Below are 23,739 nucleotides of genomic sequence, written 5' to 3'. Positions count from 1 at the left end.
TGCGCGAGCGCGTCGCCGAGATCACCAAGGGCAAGGGCGTCGACGTCGCCGTCGACACCACGGCGCGCGCCGGTGACGAGCCGACGATGATCGCCATCGACTGCCTGCGGATGCGCGGCGGCACGATGGTCGTGCAGGGTGACCGCAGCTTCGAGAACTTCCCGATGAACAAGCTCTCGGACCACTACATCACCTTGAAGCAGGCCCGCGGCCACAGCTTCGCCTCGGTCGAGCGGGGGCTGCAGATCATGGCGTCGCGGCGCTACGACCTCGACCTGATGCACACCCATGACTTCCCCCTCGCCCAGTCCGCCGAGGCGGTGCGGGCGACCGGGGGCGAGCTGCAGGACGGAAAGCGCGCCCTGCACGTCGCCATCCTCCCCTGGGAGTAGCGGCCGGAGCCCCTGATCAGCGGCCGACGAGCCGCCGGTTCCCCGAGAGTTCCGCGTAGAGGGCCGCCGTCTCGGGGTGCACGGCCGCGAGCGGGTCGCCGTCGATCTCGAGGACGAGGGCGAGCTGGCGGAGGACACCGTCGATCGCGACGCGGTTGCCAGCGCGGTCGGCGGCGCGCATCAACAGGCGGTGCAGGCGCTCGTCGAAGGGCGCCGCCCGTAGCGCCTGACGGGCCGCCCAGAGGGCCTCGTCGGCCTCCCCGAGATCGAGCGCGTGCCCGCCGAGACGGAGCGCGACCGCCGCGATCTGCTCCTCCATCTCCGAGACGAAGCCCTCGAGGAGCGTCCACTGACCCTCCTGGAGGTCCTCGAAGGGGCGCCCCCGGACGAGCTCGAGGGCGGCGTGCCACGAGGTGGCGCCGGCTTGCGGGGCGGCGAGGCGCGAGAACTCCGCCCAGTCGGTGGTCACGTCGCGCAGGCGGTGGCGCTCCCCGTCGCGGCCGAGCCGAGGGAGGCCGTCCGGGCCGCAGCCGAGGAGGCGGCGCGCCTCGGAGAGGCGGTTGGCCACGGTCTGCTGGGGCACCCGTCGTTCGGGCCACAGCGCCGCGGTCCACAGGCGGCTCTGTGAGCCGGCGGGGTGCACGGCGAGGTAGGTGATGAGCTCGGTGAGCTTCGGGTGGCGGCGGAGCTCGCCGTCGAGGCCCTCGATGACGACGCTCCCGAGCACCGCGACCCGGACCTGAGGGCCACACCGGGCCGCCGCGGCGGGCGGTGGCGCGTCCTCGAGCGGCTCCTCCTCGGCGGCCCGTGCCGGGAGGAAGAGCCCGACGCCCCCGTCGGGCTCGGCGACGAGGAGGGCGCCCGTCCTCGGGTGCGGCGCGTTGGTGAGGACGACGACGTCGGAGCGGCTCCCGATCAGCCGGAGCGCCATCTCGAGCTCCTCGGGAGCGACGGCGAGCGCGACGACGAGGAGGGGCGGTCGCTGGCGGGGGAGCGCGGCGAGGGCGGCGAGGGTGAGCACCGGGAGCTCGCCCGCCGCCGAGGCCAGTCGCGCCGTGCTGCAGCCCTCGCCGGCGGACCCCGCCGCGGCGGCGAGACGCGCCGCGAGCTCCGCGACGGCGCCAGCGCTTCCGACGAGGCGCGTCACGCGCGCCGCGGTGAGGTCGACGAAGAGCTCCCCGAGCAGGCAGAGGAGGTGGCCCTCGGGGCGCTCCGCGGGGGGAGGGGCGTCGCCGAGAGAACCCTCGGGGAGACGGAGGAGGCGGGCGGCGACCGGGCGCGGCCGCCCCTCCTCGAGGAGGAAGGCGCACGGCGTCCGGCGCCCTCCGGCGCCGAGGGCCGCAATCAGCTGTTGCACGAGCGCGTGCCCGGCGGCGACGCCCTCCTCGCCAAGGCCATCCATCCGGTCACCTCCGCTCCGCGGCCCGACGCCGCGAGCACCACCTTCACCGCGCCGGTTACCGCTGTTTCTACCGGATCGGCCGCTCCTTCGCCTGCGGGAGCGCGCCCTCCGGACGGCGTCGCCGGTCGCCGCCCCGGCGCCGCGGGCCTCGGAGAGGCGGGAGGGGGAGGGCCCCGGCGCTGATAACATGCAGAACGCATTTTGCAGTCGAGCATCGCGTTGGAACGTGGGCTTTGGCCCACGTTCTCGACTTTTCGGGGCTCGACGAGCGAAGGTCGGCCGAGGGGTCGACAATGGGCTTACGAGGATCAAGAGAGCGAGGTGGCGGCGGTGACCGACGAGATCGAGCAGGCGGTCGCGCCCCTCTGCGCGGCCGTCGGACTCGAGCTGGTCGACGTCGAGCTGCGCCACAAGACACTGCTCGTGACGGTCGAGGACGCGGCCGGCCGCGAGCTCGACCTCGAGCGGGTCGCCGAGGTGGCGCGGGCGATCTCGACCCTCCTCGACGAGCGGGAGGAGCTGGCGCCACGTGCGCCCTTCGAGCTCGAGGTCTCGAGCCCGGGCGTGGAGCGACGGCTGCGCCGCCCCGAGCACTTCCGTCGGGCGACCGGCTCCACCGTCGCCGTCCGCACCGCGCCGGGGACCGAGGGCGACCGCCGCTTCGAGGCGGTCCTCGAACAGGCCGAGGAGGACGCGGCGCGCTTTCGGCTGCCGGACGGCGCCGAGCGCCGCCTCGCCTACGGCGAGATCGAGCGGGCGCACACCGTCTTTGACTGGCGGGCCGCGCTCGCCGCGGCCTCCAAGGCCGATCAGCAGATCGACGAGATCGACGAAGCGCCGGAGGCCGGGCACGACCCCGCCGTTGGCGCCTCTGCAGGACACACACAGAGCGGCCGGACGAGCCGGCCTACGAGGGAGAGGGAGAGCCGGTGAGCACGACGAACTTCGAATTCCTGGACGCGCTCCAGCAGATCGCGCGCGACAAGGGGATCTCCGTCGACACCCTGCTCGACGCGCTCGCCAACGCCCTCGTGGCGGCGTACAAGCGGCTCCCGTCCTCCGCCGAGGAGGCCTTCGTCACGATCGACTCCGACTCCGGGGAGATCCGGGTCTACGGACAGGAGCTCGACGAGGACGGCAACGTCGTGCGCGAGTGGGACGACACCCCCGACGACTTCGGGCGCATCGCCGCGCAGGCCGCGAAGCAGGTCATCCTGCAGCGCATCCGCGAGGCCGAGCGCGACCTCAAGTACGAGGAGTACGCGGGCCGCGAGGGGGACATCGTCACCGGCATCATCCAGCAGTCGGACAATCGGTACACCCTGCTCGACCTCGGCAAGGTCGAAGCCCTCCTCCCCCAGGCGGAGCAGGTCCCCTACGAGCGCTACGAGCACGGGGCGCGCCTCAAGGCCTACATCGTCGAGGTACGCAAGACGACCAAGGGCCCCCAGATCGTCGTCTCCCGCAGCCACCCCGGCCTCATCAAGCGCCTCTTCGAGCTCGAGGTCCCGGAGATCTCGAACGGGGTGGTCGAGCTGAAGGCGTGCGCGCGCGAGCCCGGCCACCGCACCAAGATCGCGGTCTGGTCCAACGACCAGAACGTCGACCCCGTCGGCGCCTGCGTCGGCGCACGTGGCGCGCGGGTGCGCATGGTCACCAACGAGCTGCGGGGGGAGAAGGTCGACATCGTCCCTTACTCCGACGACCCGGGTGAGTTCGTCGCGCGCGCGTTGCAGCCGGCGCGGGTGAAGGAGGTCCGCCTCGACGAGGAGACCGGTACGGCGACCGTGGTCGTCCACGACTACCAGCTCTCGCTTGCGATCGGCAAGGAGGGGCAGAACGCCCGACTTGCGGCGCGCCTCACCGGTTGGCGGATCGACATCAAGAGCGAGACCCAGCTCTCCGACGAGGAGGCCGGCTACGGCGCCGAGGGCTGGGCCGAGGGCGAGTGGATCGAGCGCGACGGCGAGATGGTCTTCCAGCCGGCCGGCGGCGGCGAGGCCGTCTCGATGGCCGAGTGGGCACAGGGGAGCGGCGCCGACGTGGCCGTCGACGGCGCCGTCGAGGCGGAGACCCCCGAGACCGCCGCGGTCGAGGTCTCCGAGACCGCCGCGGAGGTCGCGGGCGAGGACACCCCCGAGGCCGAGGCGGGCGTCGACCCGCTCGAGGACGAGGCCCCCGAGGCCGGCGGCGGGGAGACGGAGACCCCGTCGTAGCCAGGGCGGCACCGGAGCGCACCTGCGTGGGCTGTCGCCGGCGCGCGCCGGCGGCGGAGCTCGTGCGCGTCGTCCGCAGCGCCGACGGGTCCCTCGCCCTCGGCGAGGGGCGCCCGGGTCGCGGCGCCTGGCTCTGCGCCTCTTCGCCGGGCTGCCTCGAGCTGGCCCGGCGGCGCAGGGCCTTCGAGCGGGCGCTCGGGGGGCCGGTCACCGAGGCCTCCCTCGCTACCTTGGAGGGAGCACTGCTCACGTCCGAGACCGGCTCCGCCGGGGTTGTGCGAGGATAGAGAGCTGTCCGAGAACGAGGACGCGTCCGACACACGCGTCGTGAAGGGATATTGAGGTCCTTGCCGAAGAACATCCGCGTCTACGAGCTCGCAAGAGAGCTCGGCCTCACGAACAAGGAGGCCCTCGACCTGTGCATCGCGCTCGGGATCGGGGTGAAGAGCCACTCCTCCTCGATCGAGGACGCACAGGCGGACCGGGTGCGGCGCAAGGCTGAGCGGGAGGGCCTCGTTCGGGAGACCTCCCCCGCGGAGCCCGAGCCCGCGCCGCGCGCCCGCGCCGCCTCCAAGACCACGAAGGCCCCCGCGCCCGCGGCGCCCGCTCCCGCACCTGAGGCCGAGCCCGCCGCTCGCGTCGAGCCCTCCGCGACCGAGAGCGTCTTCGAGCCGCCGGCGATGCCCGAGCCCCCGGCCGCCGAGCACCGCGTCGTCCGCAGCCGCAACGCGAGCGAGCTCGACCCGGCGCGCCTCCTCCCGCCGCGGCCGCCCGCCGCCCGGCCCGTCGCGCCGGTGGCGGCGCCGCGCCCGGCGAGCGAGCCGATGCCGCCCGCCCGGCCCGCCGCCCCCCGCCCGCAGGCGACCCCCTCCTCGGCACCGGCCGCGCAGGCCCCCGCCGCCGCGCCGCCCGCCGCTGCCCCCGCCGCCCCGGCTCCTCCGGCTCCCGCCCCGACGGGGGAGGCTCCTGCCGCCGCGCCCGCCGCGGCCGCCGCAGCGGCGCCCGAGGCTCCCTCGGACGGCGCACCGCAGCCACCGGTCAGTCTGAGCGGCAAGCCGATCCCGCCGCCGCCCCGCTCGGTGACCGGCCGCCCGATCCCGCCGCCCCCCGGAATGGGGGGCCGCGGCCCGATGGCGCAGCGCCGCCCCGCCGGCCCCCCCGGCGCCGGCGCCGCCCGCCCCGCCGGCTTCGCCCCGCGCCCCGGTGGTGCCCCGCGCACCGGGCCCCCGAGCCCCGGTGGCTTCCGCCCCGGTGGCTTCGGCGGCGGCGCGGGCCGCCCCGGCGGTGCCGGAATGCCGCCCCGTCCGGGTGCCCCCGGTGCCGGTGGCCCCCCTCCGGGGCTGCGCGGCGGCCCGGGTGGGCGCGGCCGCCCACCGCAGCGGCGCGGCGGTCGCCGTCGTCGCAACGTCGAGGAGCTCGAGCCGCTGCAGGCTTCGGTCTACGCGCCCTCCAACGCCCCGGTCCCAGAAGGCGAGGTGATCGTCGAGCGCGGCAGCACCCCGCAGGAGCTCGGCCCGAAGCTCAACCGTTCGGCGGGTGACGTCATCCGCTTCCTCTTCCTCCAGGGCGAGGTCGTCACCGCGACGCAGTCGCTGAGCGACGACATGATCGAGCTCTTCGCCGCCGAGATCGGCGCGCGCGTCCACCTCGTCGACCCCGGCGAGCAGCAGGAGGCAGCCCTGCAGGCCCGCTACTTCCAGGACGAGGAGGCCGAGGCGGACCCCGGTACCCTCCGCCCCCGCCCGCCGATCGTCACGGTGATGGGCCACGTCGACCACGGCAAGACGCTGCTGCTCGACCGCATCCGGCAGACCAACGTCGTCGCCGGCGAGGCCGGCGGTATCACCCAGCACATCGGCGCCTACCAGGTCGAGCACAACGGCCAGCGGGTGACCTTCATCGACACCCCCGGCCACGAGGCCTTCACGGCGATGCGTGCCCGCGGCGCCCAGGTGACCGACATCGTCGTGCTCGTGGTCGCCGCCGACGACGGCGTGATGCCCCAGACGGTCGAGGCGATCAACCACGCGAAGGCCGCCGAGGTGCCGATCGTCGTCGCCCTGAACAAGATCGACCGCGAGGACGCGGACCCCAACCGGGTGATGCAGCAGCTCTCCGAGCAGGGGCTCGTGCCGGAGAGCTGGGGCGGCGACACGATCACCGTCGAGGTCTCCGCGCTCGCCAACCTCGGCATCGACGAGCTCCTCGACCACCTGCTCGTCCTCGCCGAGGTGCTCGAGCTGCGCGCCAGCCCGGAGGGGCCGGCGCGGGGCACCGTGCTCGAGGCGAACCTCGACATTGGCCGCGGCCCGGTGGCCGACATCGTCATCCGCTCCGGCACGCTGCGTGTCGGCGACCCGATCGTCGCCGGTCCCGCCTGGGGCCGCGTGAAGGCGATGCTCGACGACCAGGGCGACCAGGTGAAAGAGGCCCTGCCGTCGATGCCGGTGCAGGTCCTCGGCCTCTCTGAGCCCGCCTCCGCCGGCGACGAGCTACGGGTGACCTCGGACTTCTCGGTCGCACGCACCGTCGGCGAGGCCCGCGAGCAGCGGCTGCGCTTCGCCGGTTACGGCCAGGTGCCGACGGCCCAGAGCTCGGGCGCCCGCCTCGAGGACATCTTCCAGCAGATCCAGCGGGGCGAGACCGCCACGCTGACGCTGATCCTGAAGGCCGACGTCCAGGGATCGCTCGAGGCGGTGACCGAGAGCCTGCGCAAGCTCGAGCGCGACGAGGTGAAGGTCGCCTTCGTCCACCGGGCGGTCGGCGGCATCACCGAGTACGACGTGCAGCTCGCGCTGGCCTCCAACGCGACGATCATCGGCTTCAACGTCCGCCCGGACCGGCGCGCCCGCGAGCTCGCCGCCCGCCACAACGTCGAGGTCCGCACCTACGAGATCATCTACCGCCTGGTGGAGGACATCGAGGCGGCGATGGTCGGGATGCTCGCCCCGGTCTTCGAGGAGGTCGTCACCGGCGAGGCCGAGGTGCTGGAGATCTTCCGCGTGCCGCGCGCCGGGGCGATCGCCGGCTGCATCGTGCGCTCGGGCGTGATCACCCGCGGCTCCAAGGTGCGCTTCCTCCGCGACGGCGTCGTGATCTGGAAGGGCGCGATCTCCTCGCTCCGGCGCTTCAAGGACGACGTGCGCGAGGTCCAGACGGGCTTCGAGTGCGGCGTCGGCCTCACCGACTTCCAGGACCTGCACCAGGGCGACGTCATCGAGACCTTCGACGAGCGCGAGGTCGCGAGAACCTGATCCGCGGCCCGAGGGCCGGATCCGAGGAGTCGTCATGGAACGCAGCCGCCGCCGGCCGGCGCACCCTTACCCGCGCATGGCCCGCGTCAACGCCCTCTTCCACGAGGTGCTCGCCGAGGAGCTGACGCGCCTCGGCGACGGCGACGAGCGCGTCCGGCTGCTCACGATCACCGAGGTCCTCTGCGACCCGGACCTCCGTCACGCGCGGGTGCTCTTCGCCTCGCTGCCCGACGAGGCGGCGGAGGCCCTCGGCGAGATGCGCCGCCAGCTGCAGGGCGCGCTCTCGCGCAACGTCCACATGAAGCGCATCCCCCTCCTCGCCTTCGCCGCCGACCCGGCGGTGGAGGCGGGAAACCGCGTCGAGGAGGCGCTCCGGCGGGCCCACCGGCAGGAGGGGGCCGGCGACGGCTGAGCCACACGACGGGGAGCCGAACGGGCTGCTCGTCATCGACAAGCCGGTCGGCCCCACCTCCCACGACGTCGTGGCGCGGGTCCGACGCGCGCTCTTGGCCCGCCGCTGCGGCCACGGCGGGACCCTCGACCCCCCGGCGTCGGGGGTGCTGCTCGTCGCGGTCGGCCGTGCCACGCGGCTGTTGCGCTACGTCCTCGACCTCGAGAAGCACTACCGCGCGGAGGTCGTCTTCGGCCGCTCGACGAGCACCCTCGACGACACCGGTGAGCTCGTCGCCGAGGTGGCGATGGACGGCCTCACCGCCGAGGCGGTACAGGCCGCGGCGACCGCCTTCGTCGGCACGATCGCGCAGGTGCCGCCGATGGTCTCGGCGGTGAAGATCGGGGGGCGGCGCCTCTACCAGCTCGCCCGCGAGGGGGTGGAGGTGGAGCGGCCGCCCCGCGAGGTGCGCATCGAGCGCCTCGCGCTCGCGCCGACGGCCGACCCCCTCGTGTACGCCCTCGACCTCGAGTGCTCGTCGGGGACCTACGTGCGGAGCCTCGCCGCCGACCTCGGCGAGGCGCTCGGCGGCGTCGCGCACCTGCGCGGGCTGCGGCGCATCGCGATCGGCCCCTTCGAGGCCGCCGCCGCCGTCCCCCTCGCGGAGGTCGGCCCCGGCGACCTCCGGCCGGCGCTCGAGATCGTCGCCCACCTGCGCCCCCTGCAGCTCACCGATGAGCTGCTCGCGGCCGTCGCCGTCGGCAAGGCCCTCGACCGCCGCGCCGTCGGCGCGGTCGGTGACGGCCCCTTCGCCCTGACCGACGGCGCGGGGGCGCTCGTCGCCGTCTACGAGTCCCAGGGGCCCGAGCGGCTGAAGCCCTCCGTCGTCCTCGTCGCCCCGCAGGCGGCGGGCAATTAGGGTCGGTCGGGCCATGGCGGATGCGAGCGGCTGCGTCGTCACGGTCGGCACCTACGACGGTGTCCACCTCGGCCACCGCCGCCTGCTCGCCGAGGCGATGGAGGAGGGGCGCCGCCGCTCGCTGCCGACCGTCGTCGTCACCTTCGACCGCCATCCAACCGAGGTCCTCCGCCCCGACCGCGCGCCCCGCCTGCTCACTGGCCTTGACCACAAGCTCGAGCTGCTCGCGGCGACGGGCGTCGACGAGGTCGAGGTGCTCCACTTCGACCTCGAGCGGGCGCACGAGTCGGCCGAGGACTTCGTGCTCGGCGACCTTGTCGGCCGCCTCGGCGCCCGTGCGGTGCTCGTCGGCACGAACTTCCGCTTCGGCCACCGCCAGCGGGGCGACGTCGCCCTCCTAGAGGAGCTGGCCTCCCGGCACGACTTCGCAGCGCGCGGCATCGAGCTCTACATCGACGACGAGACCCGCACCGTCGTCTCCTCCTCGGTCATTCGCGCCCACCTCGCGGCCGGCGCCGTCGGCGAGGCCGCCCGCCTCCTCGGCCGCCCCCACGAGGTCCGGGGCCACCTCGCCGCAGGCCGCCTCGCGCTCGACGGCCCCCTCGCCCTCCCCGGCTCGGGGCGCTTCCCGGTCCTCGTCGGCCCCCCCGGTGGTGACGCCGAGCCGGCGCTCGCCACCGTCACTGCGCCGGAGGAGCTCTTCCTGCTCTCGCCAGCGGGGGGTCCCCTCGCGCTCAGCGGCCGGCTCGCGGTGCGCTTCACGGGGCGGCGCGAGGACGAGCCCGCCACCGGGGCGGCGCACGCCGCCGCCGGGGCGAGCTGACGAGCTTCGGGCCGCGGGGCCCCAGGTAGTCTGTGGGGCATGGCCGGCTACACGATCCGACTCTTCCCCGACCCGGTGCTGCGCCAGCGCTCCCATGAGGTCGAGGAGATCGACGGCCCACTCCGCAAGCTCGCCGAGGACATGATCGAGACGATGTACGAGGCGCCCGGCCTCGGCCTCGCCGCCCCCCAGGTCGGCGTGCAGCGGCGGATGTTCGTCTACGACGTCGGCGACGGTCCGCAGGCGGTCGTCAACCCGGCGATCGTCGAGTTCTCGGGGGAGTGGAACTACTCCGAGGGCTGCCTCTCGATCCCCGGCCTCTACTTCGACCTCACCCGCCCGAAGGAGGTCCTCCTGCGGGGCGTCGACCTCGACGGCGAGGAGCTCGAGATCGAGGCGGACGAGCTCCTGGCGCGCTGCTTCCAGCACGAGATGGACCACCTCGACGGCATCCTGGTGCTCGAGCGCCTGGAGCCCGAGCAGCGCAAGGAGGCGATGCGCGAGCTGCGCCGACGCGCCCTCGCCGCCGACCCCGCGACCGCCGCGCTCGCCGCCCCGCCCAGCTGACCCGCCTCGCCTTCCTCGGCTCGCCACCCGTGGCGGCGGCGACCCTCGACGCGCTCCTCGTCGCCGGCCACGAGGTCGCGCTCGTCGTCACCGGCGCCGACCGTCGCCGCGGGCGGGGCGGCGCGACCTCCCCGACGGCGGTGAAGGCGCTCGCCCTCGAGCGGGGCCTCCCCGTCTCGACCCGCGTCGCCGACGTCGTCGATGCCGGCGTCGAGCTCGGGGTGGTCGTCGCCTTCGGTCGCATCGTCCGCCCCGAGGTGCTCGCCGAGGTGCCGATGGTCAACCTGCATTTCTCGCTCCTCCCGCGCTGGCGGGGGGCGGCGCCGGTCGAGCGGGCGATCCTCGCCGGCGACGCCGAGAGCGGCGTCTGCCTGATGGCCCTCGAGGAGGGCCTCGACACCGGCCCCGTCTACGCCAGCCGGCGCGTCGCGATCGACGAGGAGGAGCACGCGGAGGAGCTGCGCGCCCGTCTCGGCGTCCTCGGGACCGGGCTGCTGCTCGGCGCGCTCGCCGACGGCTTCCCCGTCGCGGCCGCCCAGCAGGGCGAGCCGACCTACGCCGACAAGCTCAGCGCCGCCGAGCTCGCCCTCGACTTCACCGCACCGGCGCTCCACCTCTCCCGTCAGGTGCGCGTCGGGCCGGCGCACACGACCTTCCGCGGGCGGCGCCTCCTCGTCCACGCGGCGCGCGCCGTGCCCGCGCCCCCCGAGGCGCTCGCCCCGGGGGAGCTGCGCGGCGACCTCGTCGGCACGGGGGAGGGTGCGCTCCGCCTCCTCACCGTGCAGGCCGAGGGGAGGCGCCCGGGCCCCTTCGGCGACTGGGCGCGCGGCGCCCGTCCCGAGGGTGAGCGCCTCGGAGCACCCGGCCCGGCCGCCGCCGCGCCGTAGTCTCGGGCCATGGCCGGCGAGGAGATCACGGTCGCCCCCTCGATCCTCTCCGCGGACTTCGGCGCGCTCGCCGAGGCGGCGGCGGGGGTGGCGAGGGTCACCGACTGGCTGCACGTCGACGTGATGGACGGTCACTTCGTCCCGAACCTCACCATCGGACCGCCGGTGGTCGCCTCGCTCCGCCGCCACTCCACGGCCTTCTTCGACTGCCACCTGATGATGACCAACCCCGGGGACTACCTCGAAGCCTTCTCCAAGGCGGGCGCCGACCTCGCCACCGTGCACGTCGAGATCGGCGGCACCGCCGAGCTCATCGCCGAGATGCGCGGCCTCGGCCTGCACGTCGGCCTGGCCCTCAATCCCGACACCCCCTTCGAGGCCGCCGCCCCCTACCTCGCGGAGCTCGACCTGCTGCTCGTGATGACGGTCTTCCCCGGCTTCGGCGGGCAGTCCTTCATGGAGGAGGTCGTTCCGAAGGTCGCCCGCGCGCGACGCGCCCTCGACGAGGCGCGCTCGCCGGCGCGCCTCGAGGTCGACGGCGGGATCGACCGCGTGACCGCGGCCCGAACCGCGGTCGCCGGCGCGCGCGTCCTCGTCGCGGGGAGTGCGGTCTTCGGGAGCGACGACCCCGCGGCCGAGGTGGTCGCGATCCGCAGAGCGGCCGAGGCGGCGCTCGCCGGCGCACCGCCGGCCGCGCCCTGAGGGGGCGCAAAGCCCGGGCGGCCGAACTGGCGAGGCCCCCCTTTGTCGTGCACGCTTAGGAGATGCTGCGCATCGTCCTCCCGAAAGGCTCCCTCGAGAACGCGACCATGGAGCTCTTCCAGGCCGCCGACCTCACGGTCCGCCGCTCCTCGGAGGTGGACTACCGGGCGACGATCGCCGACCCGCGCGTCGACGAGGTGCGGATCCTGCGCCCCCAGGAGATCCCGACCTACGTCGCCGACGGCCTCTTCGACCTCGGGATCACCGGGCGGGACTGGATCGAGGAGACCGGCGCCGACGTCGTCTCGCTCGGCCAACTGCGCTACTCCAAGGCCACCGCGAACCCGATCAAGGTCGTGCTCGCGGTCGCCGGCGACTCGCCGGTCCACTCGGTGAAGGACCTCTCCGACGGGGTGCGGATCTCGACGGAGTACCCCCGCCTCACCGAGCGCTACCTGCTGGCCAACGGTGTGAAGGCCGACATCCGCCTCTCCTACGGCGCGACCGAGGCGAAGGTCCCCGAGATCGCCGACGCCGTCGTCGAGATCACCGAGACCGGGAGGGCGCTGCGCGCCGCGGGACTGCGCATCGTGGAGACGATTCTCGAGTCCTACACCGAGCTCGTCGCCAACCCCGCGTCGGCCGCCGACCCGAGCAAGCGCCACGCGATGGAGCAGCTGCACACCCTCCTGCAGGGGGTGATGGAGGCGCGCGGCCAGGTGCTCCTGAAGCTCAACGTCTCCGAGGAGCACCTCGAGGCCGTGACGGGGGTGCTCCCGGCGATGAAGTCGCCGACGGTCTCCAAGCTCCTCGGCGACGGCGGCTACGCCCTCGAGACCGTCGTCCAGAAGGCGGAGGTGAACACGCTCATCCCCGAGCTCTCCGACCGGGGGGCGACGGACATCATCGAGCTGCCGATCTCGAAGATCGTGCGCTGAGGTGGATGCCGCCCCGCCGGTGACCCTCGGCCTGCGGGCGGGGCGCGTCGCTGCCTTCGACGTCGAGCAGGGGACGGGGACCCTCGCCGCCGACGGCGGGGAGCGCTACTTCTTCCACTGCGTGGCGATCGCCGACGGCAGCCGCGACATCGCCATCGGCACGCCCGTGACCTTCGCCCTCGCCCCCGGCCACCTCGGCCGCTTCGAGGGGGCGGCCGTCACGCCGCGGGGCGCCGCCGGTTAGTTGGTCAGCCCTCGGGCGGCGGCGCGCCGTCCCCCGCACCCGCCCCGTCGCCGCCGGCCGCGCCGTTGCCCGCGGCGCCGTGCAGCTGCACGTAGGCGAGGCGGAGCTGGGCGAGGCCATCGACGAAGCTCTGGCTCTGCTCGCCGAGGCGCGCGCCGAGCGCGTCGACCACGCCGCCGAGGGCGTCGATCGCGAGGCGGGCCTTGTCGAGGTTGGGCGGCTGCTGGCCGAGGTGCAGGGCGGCGAGCTGGAACAAGCCGTAGCAGTGGTTGGCGATGACCTCTTCGACGGGGGCCTCGAGGAGCTGGCGCTCGAGCTCGGCGAACTCGGCGCGCAGCGCCTCCTCGTCGCCCGGCTCGCCGGGCGGCTCGGCCTCGGCGCGGGGGCTCTCGGCCGGGGCGGCGGGGGGCGGGGCGTCGTCGCGCTCGACGCGGTGCTCCCCCTCAGGTGTCCAGAGGCTGCTCACGCTGTTATCCTATGGAAAACGAATACGGGAAGCGGAGCCTGCAGGTGACTCCCACCCAGTCACCGCCTCGTCGTGTGCACTCGGGTCAGCGCTGCGATCGGTTCCGCGTCCCCTCAAAGGAGTGATGTCCGATCGCCACAGCCCCCACCACCACCGAGCCACGGATGAACGACCGGATCCGTGCTCGGGAGGTCCGCCTCGTCGACCCTGACGGTGCCCAGCTCGGGATCAAGACGCTGCCCGAAGCCCTCGAGATCGCGCGTGAGATGGATCTCGACCTCGTCGAAGTCGCCCCTCTCGCGAACCCACCCGTCTGCCGGATCATGGACTACGGGAAGTTCAAGTTCGACGAGGCGCAGCGCCAGAAGGAGTCTCGGCGCAAAGGGACCGGCGGCGGGATCAAGGAGATGAAGTACCGGCCGAAGATCGGCAACGGTGACTTCGACACCAAGACCCGTCAGGTGGCGAAGTTCCTCTCCGAGGGGCACAAGGTGAAGATCACGATCATGTTCCGTGGTCGCGAGGTCTTCCACCCCGAGCTCGGCAAGAAGATCCTCGACCGGATCGCCGAGCAGATGGACGAGAGCGCGAAGGTGGAGTCCGAGGCCCGTCTCGACGGGCGGAACATGGTGATGGTGCTCGCGCCGGACAAGCGGGCACGGCAGTCGCAGGCGGCGCGCAGCGCCCAGACGCAGGACCAGGAACCCGAGCAGGAAGGCAGCTCGCCGGAAGTCGCCTGAGGCGAACGACCGAGGGCACAAGGAGAGCGTGCAATGCCGAAGATGAAGACCGACCGCGGAGCGGCCAAGCGCTTCAAAGTGACCGCCACCGGCAAGATCATGCGCGGCAAGGCATTCCACTCGCACCTGCTCGAGAAGAAGTCCTCGAGCCGCAAGCGCCGGCTGACGACCGACGTCGAGGTCGCGAAGAGCGACCGCCGCCAGGTGCGGCGGCTGCTCGGGATCTGACATCCGGGCGGCACGTCCGCCCGAGGGAATGCCCCGGCAGTCCGGGGAGAATGCGGCCGAGGGCCGCGATCGATCGAGGGAGAAGGAGCAGAGATGGCTCGGGTGAAGCGCGCCGTCCACGGGAAGAAGCACCGCAGGGTCGTCCTCTCGCGGGCCAAGGGCTACTACGGCAACAAGTCGCGGAGCTTCCGCTCCGCGAACGAGCAGGTGATGCACTCCCTGCAGTACGCGTACCGGGACCGCCGGGCGCGCAAGGGGGACTTCCGCCAGCTCTGGATCCAGCGGATCAACGCCGCCGCCCGCCTCGAGGGGATGAGCTACTCCCGCCTCATCGCCGGCCTGAAGGCGGCCGAAGTGACCGTCGACCGCAAGATCCTCGCCGACCTCGCGGTGCGCGACCAGGCCGCCTTCGCGCAGATCGTCGCCGTCGCCCGCCAGCACCTCGAGGCGCAGGAGACCGAGACCGAGGCCGCCTCCTGAGCGAGGCGGCCCTCGGCTTCCGCCACCAACGCGTCCAACGCCTCCGCCGCCTCGCACAGCGGGCGGGCGCGCGCCGCACCGAGCGCGCCTTCGTCGCCGAGGGCGCGAAGCTCCTCGAGTCCGCCCTCGACGCCGGCGCGCCGGTCGAGGCGGTCTTCCACGCCCCCTACGCCGAGCTCGGCGAGGCGGCGCACGCGCTCCTCGACCGCGCCGCGGCCGCCGGGGTCCGCCGCCACCTGCTCGCCCCGGGCGTGATCGAGCGGGTCGCCGACACCGTCACCCCGCAGCCCCTCCTGAGCGTGGTCGGGATGGTCGACGTCGCCCTCGCGGAGGTCGTCGGCCTCCCGCTCACCCTCGTCCTCGTCGACGTGCGCGACCCCGGCAACGTGGGCGCGATCCTGCGCAGCGCCGACGCCGCGGGGGTGAGCGCCGTCATCGGCGCGGCGGGGAGCGGCGACTGCTACAACCCGAAGGCCGTGCGGGCCTCCGCGGGATCGATCTTCCACCTGCCGATCGTCTGGGGGACCCCCGCCGGGGAGCTGCTCGACGCGCTGCAGGCGGCGGGGGTCTCCTGCGTCGCGACCGCCGCGACGGGGGGCACCGATTACGCGGCGGCGACGCTCGAGGGTCCGCTCGCGCTCCTCCTCGGCAACGAGGCGAACGGCCTCGATCCACAGCTCGCGGCACGCTGCGACCAGGCGGTGACGGTGCCGATCGCCGGCGGCGCGGAGTCGCTCAACGTCGCGATGGCGGCGACCGTGCTCTGCTTCGAGCTCGCCCGCCGCCGCCGTGGGGGCGACGCCCCAGGCTTTAGCATGTCGCCGTGACCGAGGCCCCCGCCGAGCGGTTCCCCGCAGACGACGAGCTCGAGGCCTTCGTCGCGCGCGCCGCCGCGGCGCTCGCCGCGGCCCCCGACAGCGAAGCGCTCGAGGCGGCCGCGGCGGACCTCGTCGGCCGCCGCTCGCCGCTCGTCGGCTGGCGGCGCCTGCTCGGCACTCTCCCGCCCGCCGAGCGCCCCGCGGCGGGGGAGGCGTTGAACGAGGCCCGCCGCCGCCTGGAGCCCCTCCTCGCCGAGCGCGAGCGCGAGCTCGCGGCGAGCGAGCGCGCCGCCCGCCTCGCCGCCGAGCGGCTCGACCTCTCCGAGGTCCTGCCCCTCCCCGGCCCGGGCCACCTGCACCTTGTCACCCAGGTGCGCGAGCAGCTCGAGGAGGTCTTCCTCGGGATGGGCTACGAGATCGCCGAGGGACCGGAGATCGAGACCGACTGGTACAACTTCACGGCCCTCAACCTCCCCCCGGGCCACCCGGCGCGCTCCAGCCAGGACAGCTTCTACCTCGACCTCGGTGACGGCGGGAGCCACCTGCTGCGCACGCAGACCTCGCCGGTGCAGATCCGCCTGCTCGAGCGCGGCGAGCTCCCGATCTACGCCGTCGCACCGGGCCGCGTCTACCGCCGCGACACCCCCGACGCCCGCCACCTGCCGGTCTTCCACCAGATCGAGGGGCTCGTCGTCGACGAGGGGGTGACCTTCGGCGACCTCGCCGGGACGATCGACACCTTCGTGAAGGCGATCTTCGGGACCGAGTTCGCGACCCGCCTCCGCCCCGGCTACTTCCCCTTCACCGAGCCCTCGGCCGAGTTCGAGATCACCTGCACGATCTGTCGCGGCGAGGGCTGCCGCACCTGCTCGGGCTCGGGGTGGATCGAGCTCGGGGGCTGCGGGATGGTGCACCCGGCGGTCTTCGAGGCCACCGGCGTCGACCCGGAGCGCTACACCGGCTTCGCCTTCGGCTTCGGCATCGATCGCCTCGCCCTGATGGCGCACGAGGTCGAGGACCTCCGCAGCTTCATCGAGAACGACATCCGCTTCCTCACCCAGTTCTGACCGGCGCCCGACCCGGCGAGAAGGAGAGCCCCGTTGCGCGCACCGCTGTCCTGGCTGAAGGACTTCACCCCGATCGACTGCGACCCGGCCGATGCGGCCGCGGTGCAGCAGCTGCGCGGCGTGCTCGACTCGCTCGGCCTCGTCGTCGAGGCCACCGAGCGCGTCGGGGGCGGGCTCGAGGGGGTCGTCCTCGCCCGCGTCCTCGAGGTGCACGCGATCGAGGGCGCCGACCGGATCCGTCAGGTCTTCGTCGACGCCGGCGGCGACGAGCGCGTCGAGATCGTCTGCGGGGCGCGCAACTTCGCCGTCGGCGACCTCGTCCCGCTCGCGACGGTCGGCGCCGAGCTGCCGAACGGGATGGTGATCGCCCGCCGCAAGATGCGCGGCGTCACGTCCGACGGGATGCTCTGCTCGGGCAGCGAGCTGCTCGTCGACGACGGGGTCGACGGCCTGCTGATCGTCGCCTCCACGGGGGGGCCGGAGGGCCCGTTGCCCGAGGGCCTCGCCCTCGGGCAACCGATCGCCGGGGTGCTCGGCATCGAGGCCGACGTCGTCTTCGACATCGAGGTCGAGCCGAACCGCCCCGACTGCCTCTCGATCGCCGGGATCGCCCGTGACCTCGCCGCCGCCCTCGGCCTGCCCTTCGCGCTCCCCGAGCCGCAGCTCAGCGAGTCCGGGCCGGGGGCCGCGAGCCTCGCGAGCGCCACGACCGCGGCGCCCGAGCTCTGCCCCCGCCTCGTCGCCCGCGTCCTCACCGGCGTGCGGCCGGTCGCCTCCCCCGCCGCGCTCGCGCGCCGCCTCGAGCTCGCGGGGATGCGCCCGATCAACTCGGTCGTCGACGCCTCGAACTACGTGATGCTCGAGCTCGGCCAGCCGACCCACCCCTACGACCTCGACCGCCTCGGTGGCGGCGGCATCGCGGTGCGCCCCGCCCGGCCGGGGGAGCGGCTCGAGACCCTCGACGGCGCGACGCACACCCTCGGCGTCGGCCCCGACGGGAGCGCGGTCGAGGAGCTAGTCATCACCGACGCGAGCGACGCGGTCGTCGGTCTCGCGGGGGTGATGGGCGGCGCCTCCTCGGAGATCACCGAGGGCACCAGCCGGGTCCTCCTCGAGGTCGCGGACTTCGACGCGCTCGTCGTCGGCACGAGCGCGCAGCGCCACCAGCTGCGCACCGAGGCCTCCGTCCGCTTCTGGCGGGGCACCGACCCCGCGGGGCTGGAACGGGCCGCCGCCCGCTTCTGCGAGTTCGTCACCGCGGCGCAGGTCGCCGCCGGCCTCGACCCCCCGGCGGTCGCCCCCGGGCCGCTCAGTGACGGCCCCGGGCGCCCCGCCCCGGCCCCGATCGCGCTGCGCCCCGCCCGCCTGAACGCCCTCCTCGGCACCGCCCTCGGGGTGGAGGCGATCACCCTGCTGCTCGAGCGCATCGGCTTTCGCGTCGCCGACGCGGGCGGGGTCCTCGAGGTCACGCCGCCGACCTTCCGCCCCGACGCCCGTCGCGAGGTCGACCTCATCGAGGAGGTAGCCCGCCACCACGGCTACGCGGCGGTCGCCCGCACCGAGCGGCGCTCGCCGAAGGTCGGCCGTCTCACCGATCAGCAGCGGGCGCGGCGCGAGCTGCGCCGCGCGCTGCAGGGCCTCGGCGCCTCCGAGGCCTGGACGAGCTCGCTCCTCGACCCCGCACTGCTCGGCCACCTCGGGATCGGCGGCGGGGCGCTGCGCGTCCGCAACCCGGTCGTGAGCGGCGAGGACACGCTGCGCACCCACCTCCTCCCCGGGCTGCTCGCCGCGTTGGCGCGCAACGAGGCCCGCCGCTCGTTCGCGCTGCGCCTCTTCGAGATCGGGAAGGTCTTCTCCCGAAGCGGCGAGGAGCCGAGCGAGCGCGAGCACCTGGCGCTGTTGCTCGCGGGGCCGGGCGAGGGCGCGGCGGGCGCGGTCGCCGCCTGGCGGGCGCTCGTCGACTGGGCGCGCATCGACCCCGCGGCGCACTCCGGCCAGCCCCTCGAGGGCACCCCGCCGCCGCTCGCGGCGGGCCTGCACCCGACCCGCAGTGGCCTCGTCGTCGCCGCCGACGGGCCGCTCGCCGCCCTCGGCGAGGTGGACCCGGAGGTCGCGGCGCGCTTCGGCCTCTCGCCGAGGCCCGTCGGGGCGCTCGTGATCGACCTCGAGGCCTTCCTCGCGCTGGCGCGGCGCGACGGCCACGCCCGCCCGGTGAGCCGCTACCCCTCGGCCGACATCGACCTCGCCTTCGCGCTCCCGGCGAGCGTGCCGGCCTCGGCGCTTCGCAAGGCCCTCGCCGCAGCCGCGGCGGAGCGCCTCGAGTCGATCGAGCTCGTGGACGTCTACCGCGGGCCGGGCCTCCCGGCGGAGAGCCGCAGCCTCGCCTTCCGCCTCCGCCTCTCCGCGCTCGACCACACCCTCTCCGAGGAGGAGATCGGCGAGATCCGCGGGCGGTGCATCGCGGCCGCCGAGCAGCAGCTTTCCGCCACACTGCGCGGTTGACCTCGCGCGATTCGCGCGCAAGGCCGCGTCGCGGGCGCGACCACGGCGAGCGCCGCGAGCGCCACGGACACCCCGCTGACCTGGGCAACCGCTCCTCCGCCACCCAGCTCGGGGAGGTGGGCCGATAGTTCGGCCGTTGAATAGATCGCCCGCTATTGAATCAAATAAGAAGATCGTTTCCCGCGCTAAGGGAAAAAAGATAGTCCGCTTGGGCTTGCAATTACCTGTTAGTTATCCGTTATCGTTCCGTGATCTGTTCAGCGGTGCGGCGGGGCACCGGGGTTCTCGGGGGAGACGACGATGAGCAGCAGCGCCAGCAACCGTGCGCGGTGCCGCCGCGCCGCCGCGCTCACCGCCCTCGCGGCGCTCGCGCCCGCGCTGCTGCCGGCCGCCGCGGGAGCGACGGCCCTCGCGCCGCCGGCGATCGCCTCGCGCGCCGTGCGCTGCCCGTGGACGACGGCCGCGGCCGGCGCGCAGTCGAGCCCGGCGGTGCTCGCCCGCGAAGTGGTGGCGCGCATGACGCTCGCCGAGAAGATCCGCTTCGTCGACCTCGCCGCGGGCCTCGGCTACGAGAACCGCAACACCGGCGTGCCGCGGCTGTGCATACCGATGCTCACCTTGGAGGACGGGCCGAACGGCATCGCCTACAACGACCGCGGCGTCACCCAGCTGCCGGCCTCGCTCGGCCTCGCCGCCACCTTCGACCCCGCCCTCGCCCGCGAGTACGGGGCGGTGATCGGTGAGGAGGCGCACGCCCAGGGCGTCGACGTCGTGCAGGGTCCCAACCTCAACCTCGACCGCGTGCCGACGAGCGGCCGCGCCTTCGAGGCCTACGGGGAGGACCCCTACCTCACCTCGGTGATGGGGGTCGCCGACATCGAGGGCATCCAGTCCGCGCACGTGATGGCCGACGCCAAGCACTTCACCGCCTACACCCAGGAGACCGACCGCCTCCACCTCGACCAGGTGATCCCCGCCCGCGCCCTCGAGGAGCTCTACCTCGCCCCCTTCCGCGCCGCGGTCACCGAGGGCCACGTCGCCTCGGTGATGTGCGCCTACGGCCAGATCAACGGCCGCTACGTCTGCCAGGACCCCTCGCTGTTCAGCACGCTGAAGCGCGCCTGGGGCTTCCAGGGCTTCGTCCGCTCCGACCTCGGCGCCGTCGAGGACCCCGTCGCCGCCTTCGACGCCGGCCTCGACGCGCTGAAGCCGGCGGCGACCGCGATCCTCGAGCGGGCGGTCACCGACGGCGCGCTGCCGATGCCCCGCCTCGACGACGCCGTCGGGCGCATTGTGAAGGAGATGTTCGCCTACGGCCTCGTCGCGCATCCGCCGACCGGCCACCCCGACACACCCGTCACCGACGCCGCGGCCTCCGCCGTCGCGCTGCGGACAGCGGAGCGCTCGGTCGTGCTGCTGAAGAACGCGAAGGGGGTGCTCCCCCTCTCGGGGGCGGCCGACCCCTCGGTCGCGGTGATCGGCGCGGACGCCGCCGAGGGCGCCTCGACGGCGGGCTTCGGCAGCGCGCACGTCCTCACCGCGTCGGTGATCACCCCTCTCGGGGCGCTGCGGCGCTGGCTCGGCGGCGGCGTCGCCGTCGGCTACGAGCCCGGCGGCCCACGCCTCGGGAGCTCGGCGGTGCACCTCGCCCTCAACCTCTTGGTGCCGCGGATCGCGCCCGCCGGCCACGCCTTCGCCCCGGCCGCGACCCTCGGCGTCTCGCCGCTCTCACCCGGCTACGACTCGGCCGAGTTCGCGGCCACGGCCACCACCCCGGGAAGCGGCGCCGGCTGGTATGAGGCGGAGCGCTCCGTCTCGCCGGCGCACAGCGGCCTCTACACGATGTCGGTCACCGGCGGCGGCGACAGCTTCGTCTACCTCGGCGGCTCCCTCGTCTTCGCCGACCGCGGCATCCATGGGCGCTCCTCGTGGTCGACGCCGCTCACGCTCGTCGCCGGCCGGCCGACGAGCGTCCGCCTGCGCTGGTTCGCCCGCCCCGGCATCGAGACCCCTTCGATCGGCCTCACCGCTGTGGGTACCCTCATCTCGCGCGCCGTCGCCCTCGCCCGTCGCAGCGCGGTCGCCGTCGTCTTCGCCGACGACTACAGCTCCGAAGGGGTCGACCGGCCGGGCCTCGACCTCCCCGGCGACCAGAACGCGCTGATCTCGGCCGTCGCGGCGGCCAACCCCCGCACCGTCGTCGTGCTCAACACCGGCGGACCGGTCCTCATGCCCTGGCTCTCCAAGGTCGCCGGCGTCGTCGAGGCCTGGTACCCCGGCCAGAGCGACGGCACCGCGGTCGCCGCCGTGCTCACCGGCAAGGTCGACCCTTCGGGGCGGCTGCCGGTGACCTTCCCCCGAGGCAACGGCGCCGACGCCGTCCTCACCGCCGCCTCCTGGCCCGGTGTCGCCGGGCGGGTGCAGTTCGGGCCGGGCCTCGCGCTCGGCTACCGCTCCGACGAGGAGCTGCACGAGCGGCCGCTCTTCGCCTTCGGCGCCGGCCTCTCCTACACGAGCTTCGCGCTCTCCTCCGCGAGCGTCGCCGCCACGGGCGGCGGCGCCACCGCGACGGTGACGGTGACCAACACCGGCCACCATTGGGGCACCGCCGTCGTCGAGGGCTACATCGGCTTCCCCGCGTCGGCCGGCGAGCCGCCGCGCCAGCTCGCCAGCTTCGGGCGTGCCCACCTCGCGCCGGGGCAGTCGACGACGCTGCAGCTCCCCGTTTCGGGGCGCGCCTTCCTCGCCTGGCTGGGCGGCCGCTTCCAGAGCGTCGCCGGCGAGTACACCCTCTCCCTCGGCTGGTCCTCGCGCGACCTGCCGGTGGCCCTCACCCTCCCCGCTCCCGGGCGCGGCGCGCCCACGGTGAGCCTCGGCGGCGCGCCGCCCGCCCTGATGCCGCTGTAGCGACGGGGGCGCCCTCCGGGCGGCCGGTGTACCTTCCGTTCGACGGAAGCGCCGGAGCGGGAGGTCGGAGATGGCGGGACGGGCTGGGGCGGGGTGGCGGCGGTGAGCGGCGCGGCGGTGAGCGGCGAGGAGCCACTCGACCTCGGCGGTCGGGTCGTCCTCGTCACCGGCGGCGCCGGTGGTCTCGGGCGGGCGATGGCGCGGGCGCTCGTCGCCTCTGGTGCGCGCGTCGTCCTCGCCGACGTCGCGGCGAGCGGCGTCGGCGCCTTCGCCGACGAGCTCGGGCCGCAGGCCCTCGCCGTCGCCGCCGACATCAGCACCCCGGAGGGGGTGAGCGCCGTCGTCACCGCCTCCGAGAGGGCCTTCGGGCCGGTCGAGGTGCTGGTGAACAACGCCGGCATCGGCATGGGCGTGGTGCGCGCCGGCGACCGCTACTCGCGGCCGATCCACCTCTTCGAGGTCGAGCCCGAGCACCTGCGCGCCTTCTTCGCGGTCCACGTCTACGCCCCCTTCCTCCTCACCAAGGCGCTCGCGCCGCAGATGGTCGATCGCGGCTTCGGGCGGATTGTGACCGTGACGACGAGCCTGTCAACGATGATCCGCCCCGGCAACGCCCCCTACGGGCCGATGAAGGCGGCGAGCGAGGCCTTCACCGCGATCGCCGCCGGCGACCTCGAGGGCACCGGCGTGACGGCGAACATCCTCGTGCCGGGCGGGGGGGCCGACACCGCGATGGTCCCCGAGGTCGCCGGCCGCTCGCGCGCCGGGCTGGTCACCCCGGAGAAGATGGGGCCGCCCGTCGTCTGGCTCGCCTCGGACGAATCCGCGGGGGCGACGGCGCGTCGCTTCCTCGGCCGCCTCTGGGACCCGGGCCTTCCCCGAGCCGAGGCAGCCGCGGCCGCGGCCTTCCCGATCGCCTGGCCCCTCGAGACGAGCTGAGGGCTTTGGCGGCGGGCCCGCTCGCCGCTCGCCGCTCGCCGCGACGGGGCACTCCTAGCATGGGGCCGTGGGCGAGGCCGAGGCGCGAGACGACACCGAGGCGCACCTCGCGGCGCTCGCCGCGGAGGTCGCCGAGCTGCGCGCCGAGGTCGCCCGCCTGCGGGCGAAGAACGCCGAGCTGCTGCGCACGGCGGCGCTGCGCGACTTCGAGCGACCGCCGCACTACCAGTGACCGGCGGGGCCGGCGACGTCAGGCCCGGCTCAGCACCACCACGGGGATGCGGCGCGCCGTCTTCTCCTCGTACTCCGCGAAGCCCGGGAAGTCGCGCTTTTGCTGTTCCCAGATGCGCTCGCGCTCCTCGCCCTCGGTGACGCGCGCCGTCGCGGGGAAGGTCTCGCCGGCGACCTCGACGGTCACCTCGGGATGGGCCGAGAGGTTGCGGAACCAGTCGGGGTCGCTCGGCGCGCCGGCCTTGCTCGCAAAGACGGCGTAGTCGTCGCCGACGCGCTGGTAGGCCACGGGGTTGATCCGCTCGAGCCCGCTCTTCGCGCCGTTCGTGTGCAAGAGCAGGAGCGACATGCCCGCGAACTGGCCACCGACGGCCCCGGCGTTGGCGCGGAACTCCTCGATGACGGCGCGGTTCCAGTCGCCCGCCGATGCCACTGGGTCGTGATCCGTCACTGCTGTCTCCTTGACCGCCGGTAGTTCCCGGGCACTAGCCCCGTTCTACCCGACCTCGCCGCCTGCCGTTCGACAGGTGGTGGTGCGGCGCCGCTCGCGGCGGGGGCCACTGCCGGACCGTCTGCGAGGAGCGACGGCCAGCGTCGCGGCCCTCCCGTCGACGCGGGCGTGTTCG

24 protein-coding genes are annotated in these 23,739 nt (G+C 74.5%); 21 read left to right on the top strand and 3 right to left on the bottom strand.

Going from position 1 to position 23,739, the window contains the following annotated elements:
* On the top strand, positions 1–392 hold a 392-nt coding region (locus VNF07_05925; protein ID HVB05766.1), incomplete at its 5' end, for a hypothetical protein.
* 16 nt (positions 393–408) lie between these two features.
* Here VNF07_05925 and VNF07_05920 read toward each other — a convergent pair.
* Positions 409–1,794: a bacterial transcriptional activator domain-containing protein gene (locus VNF07_05920; protein ID HVB05765.1), complete on the bottom strand. Its 1,386-nt coding sequence runs from the start codon at positions 1,792–1,794 to the stop codon at positions 409–411.
* A 330-nt stretch (positions 1,795–2,124) separates the two neighbouring features.
* On the opposite strand from VNF07_05920, the gene VNF07_05915 reads away from it, so the two are divergent.
* From VNF07_05915 to VNF07_05865, 11 genes are all read left to right on the top strand, one after another.
* Entirely contained in the window at positions 2,125–2,727 is a 603-nt protein-coding gene (locus tag VNF07_05915) for a hypothetical protein (protein ID HVB05764.1), read from the top strand.
* Positions 2,724–4,010, top strand: coding sequence for a transcription termination factor NusA (gene nusA, locus VNF07_05910; GenBank protein HVB05763.1), 1,287 nt, complete (start codon positions 2,724–2,726; stop codon positions 4,008–4,010). The genes VNF07_05915 and nusA overlap by 4 nt, the downstream gene beginning before the upstream one ends.
* 347 nt (positions 4,011–4,357) lie before the next feature.
* The gene (infB, locus tag VNF07_05905; protein HVB05762.1) at positions 4,358–7,264 is read left to right on the top strand and encodes a translation initiation factor IF-2; all 2,907 of its coding nucleotides are present in this window, start codon (positions 4,358–4,360) and stop codon (positions 7,262–7,264) included.
* Between the two features lie 34 nt (positions 7,265–7,298).
* A complete protein-coding gene (locus tag VNF07_05900) occupies positions 7,299–7,676 on the top strand; it encodes a ribosome-binding factor A (GenBank protein ID HVB05761.1) in 378 nt (125 codons plus the stop codon).
* A 25-nt stretch (positions 7,677–7,701) separates the two neighbouring features.
* Positions 7,702–8,574, top strand: a complete 873-nt coding sequence (truB, locus tag VNF07_05895) for a tRNA pseudouridine(55) synthase TruB (protein ID HVB05760.1) — start codon at positions 7,702–7,704, stop codon at positions 8,572–8,574.
* Between the two features lie 13 nt (positions 8,575–8,587).
* Complete coding sequence (locus VNF07_05890) at positions 8,588–9,397, top strand: adenylyltransferase/cytidyltransferase family protein (GenBank protein ID HVB05759.1); 810 nt, start codon at positions 8,588–8,590, stop codon at positions 9,395–9,397.
* A 39-nt stretch (positions 9,398–9,436) separates the two neighbouring features.
* Entirely contained in the window at positions 9,437–9,964 is a 528-nt protein-coding gene (gene def, locus VNF07_05885; GenBank protein HVB05758.1) for a peptide deformylase, read from the top strand.
* Entirely contained in the window at positions 9,961–10,851 is an 891-nt protein-coding gene (locus tag VNF07_05880) for a methionyl-tRNA formyltransferase (GenBank protein HVB05757.1), read from the top strand. The genes def and VNF07_05880 overlap by 4 nt, the downstream gene beginning before the upstream one ends.
* 9 nt (positions 10,852–10,860) lie before the next feature.
* On the top strand, positions 10,861–11,553 hold the full coding sequence (gene rpe, locus VNF07_05875) for a ribulose-phosphate 3-epimerase (protein ID HVB05756.1): 693 nt from the start codon (positions 10,861–10,863) through the stop codon (positions 11,551–11,553).
* A 62-nt stretch (positions 11,554–11,615) separates the two neighbouring features.
* Complete coding sequence (gene hisG / locus VNF07_05870) at positions 11,616–12,491, top strand: ATP phosphoribosyltransferase (GenBank protein HVB05755.1); 876 nt, start codon at positions 11,616–11,618, stop codon at positions 12,489–12,491.
* A 1-nt stretch (position 12,492) separates the two neighbouring features.
* On the top strand, positions 12,493–12,735 hold the full coding sequence (locus VNF07_05865; protein HVB05754.1) for a hypothetical protein: 243 nt from the start codon (positions 12,493–12,495) through the stop codon (positions 12,733–12,735).
* Positions 12,736–12,739: 4 nt separating this feature from the next.
* On the opposite strand, the gene VNF07_05860 is transcribed toward VNF07_05865, so the two are convergent.
* Positions 12,740–13,201 (bottom strand): hypothetical protein, encoded by a 462-nt coding sequence (locus VNF07_05860; GenBank protein ID HVB05753.1) that lies wholly within the window; start codon positions 13,199–13,201, stop codon positions 12,740–12,742.
* Between the two features lie 164 nt (positions 13,202–13,365).
* Between VNF07_05860 and infC the strand changes: the two genes are divergently transcribed.
* The 9 genes from infC to VNF07_05815 all read left to right on the top strand — a co-directional run bounded on the left by infC (position 13,366) and on the right by VNF07_05815 (position 23,114).
* Positions 13,366–13,941, top strand: a complete 576-nt coding sequence (gene infC / locus VNF07_05855; protein HVB05752.1) for a translation initiation factor IF-3 — start codon at positions 13,366–13,368, stop codon at positions 13,939–13,941.
* A gap of 33 nt (positions 13,942–13,974) precedes the next feature.
* Complete coding sequence (rpmI, locus tag VNF07_05850; GenBank protein ID HVB05751.1) at positions 13,975–14,169, top strand: 50S ribosomal protein L35; 195 nt, start codon at positions 13,975–13,977, stop codon at positions 14,167–14,169.
* Positions 14,170–14,262: 93 nt separating this feature from the next.
* The gene (gene rplT, locus VNF07_05845) at positions 14,263–14,649 is read left to right on the top strand and encodes a 50S ribosomal protein L20 (protein HVB05750.1); all 387 of its coding nucleotides are present in this window, start codon (positions 14,263–14,265) and stop codon (positions 14,647–14,649) included.
* 251 nt (positions 14,650–14,900) lie between these two features.
* Positions 14,901–15,476 (top strand): RNA methyltransferase, encoded by a 576-nt coding sequence (locus VNF07_05840; protein HVB05749.1) that lies wholly within the window; start codon positions 14,901–14,903, stop codon positions 15,474–15,476.
* The gene (pheS, locus tag VNF07_05835; GenBank protein ID HVB05748.1) at positions 15,473–16,534 is read left to right on the top strand and encodes a phenylalanine--tRNA ligase subunit alpha; all 1,062 of its coding nucleotides are present in this window, start codon (positions 15,473–15,475) and stop codon (positions 16,532–16,534) included. Before VNF07_05840 ends, pheS begins: the two co-directional genes overlap by 4 nt.
* A 33-nt stretch (positions 16,535–16,567) precedes the next feature.
* Positions 16,568–19,036, top strand: coding sequence for a phenylalanine--tRNA ligase subunit beta (gene pheT / locus VNF07_05830; protein HVB05747.1), 2,469 nt, complete (start codon positions 16,568–16,570; stop codon positions 19,034–19,036).
* A 300-nt stretch (positions 19,037–19,336) separates the two neighbouring features.
* Positions 19,337–21,943, top strand: a complete 2,607-nt coding sequence (locus VNF07_05825) for a glycoside hydrolase family 3 C-terminal domain-containing protein (protein HVB05746.1) — start codon at positions 19,337–19,339, stop codon at positions 21,941–21,943.
* Positions 21,944–22,045: 102 nt separating this feature from the next.
* Complete coding sequence (locus tag VNF07_05820; GenBank protein ID HVB05745.1) at positions 22,046–22,882, top strand: SDR family oxidoreductase; 837 nt, start codon at positions 22,046–22,048, stop codon at positions 22,880–22,882.
* A 67-nt stretch (positions 22,883–22,949) separates the two neighbouring features.
* On the top strand, positions 22,950–23,114 hold the full coding sequence (locus VNF07_05815; protein HVB05744.1) for a hypothetical protein: 165 nt from the start codon (positions 22,950–22,952) through the stop codon (positions 23,112–23,114).
* Between the two features lie 18 nt (positions 23,115–23,132).
* Here the strand turns inward: VNF07_05815 and VNF07_05810 are convergent, their stop codons facing one another.
* Complete coding sequence (locus VNF07_05810; protein HVB05743.1) at positions 23,133–23,564, bottom strand: nitroreductase family deazaflavin-dependent oxidoreductase; 432 nt, start codon at positions 23,562–23,564, stop codon at positions 23,133–23,135.
* Positions 23,565–23,739: the final 175 nt, after the last annotated feature.

The sequence above is a fragment of the Acidimicrobiales bacterium genome (assembly GCA_035533595.1).
GTDB lineage: Bacteria > Actinomycetota > Acidimicrobiia > Acidimicrobiales > Bog-793 > DATLTN01.
The sequence above is the reverse complement of the archived record's forward strand: the minus strand, read 5'-3'. Positions and strand labels throughout refer to the sequence as shown.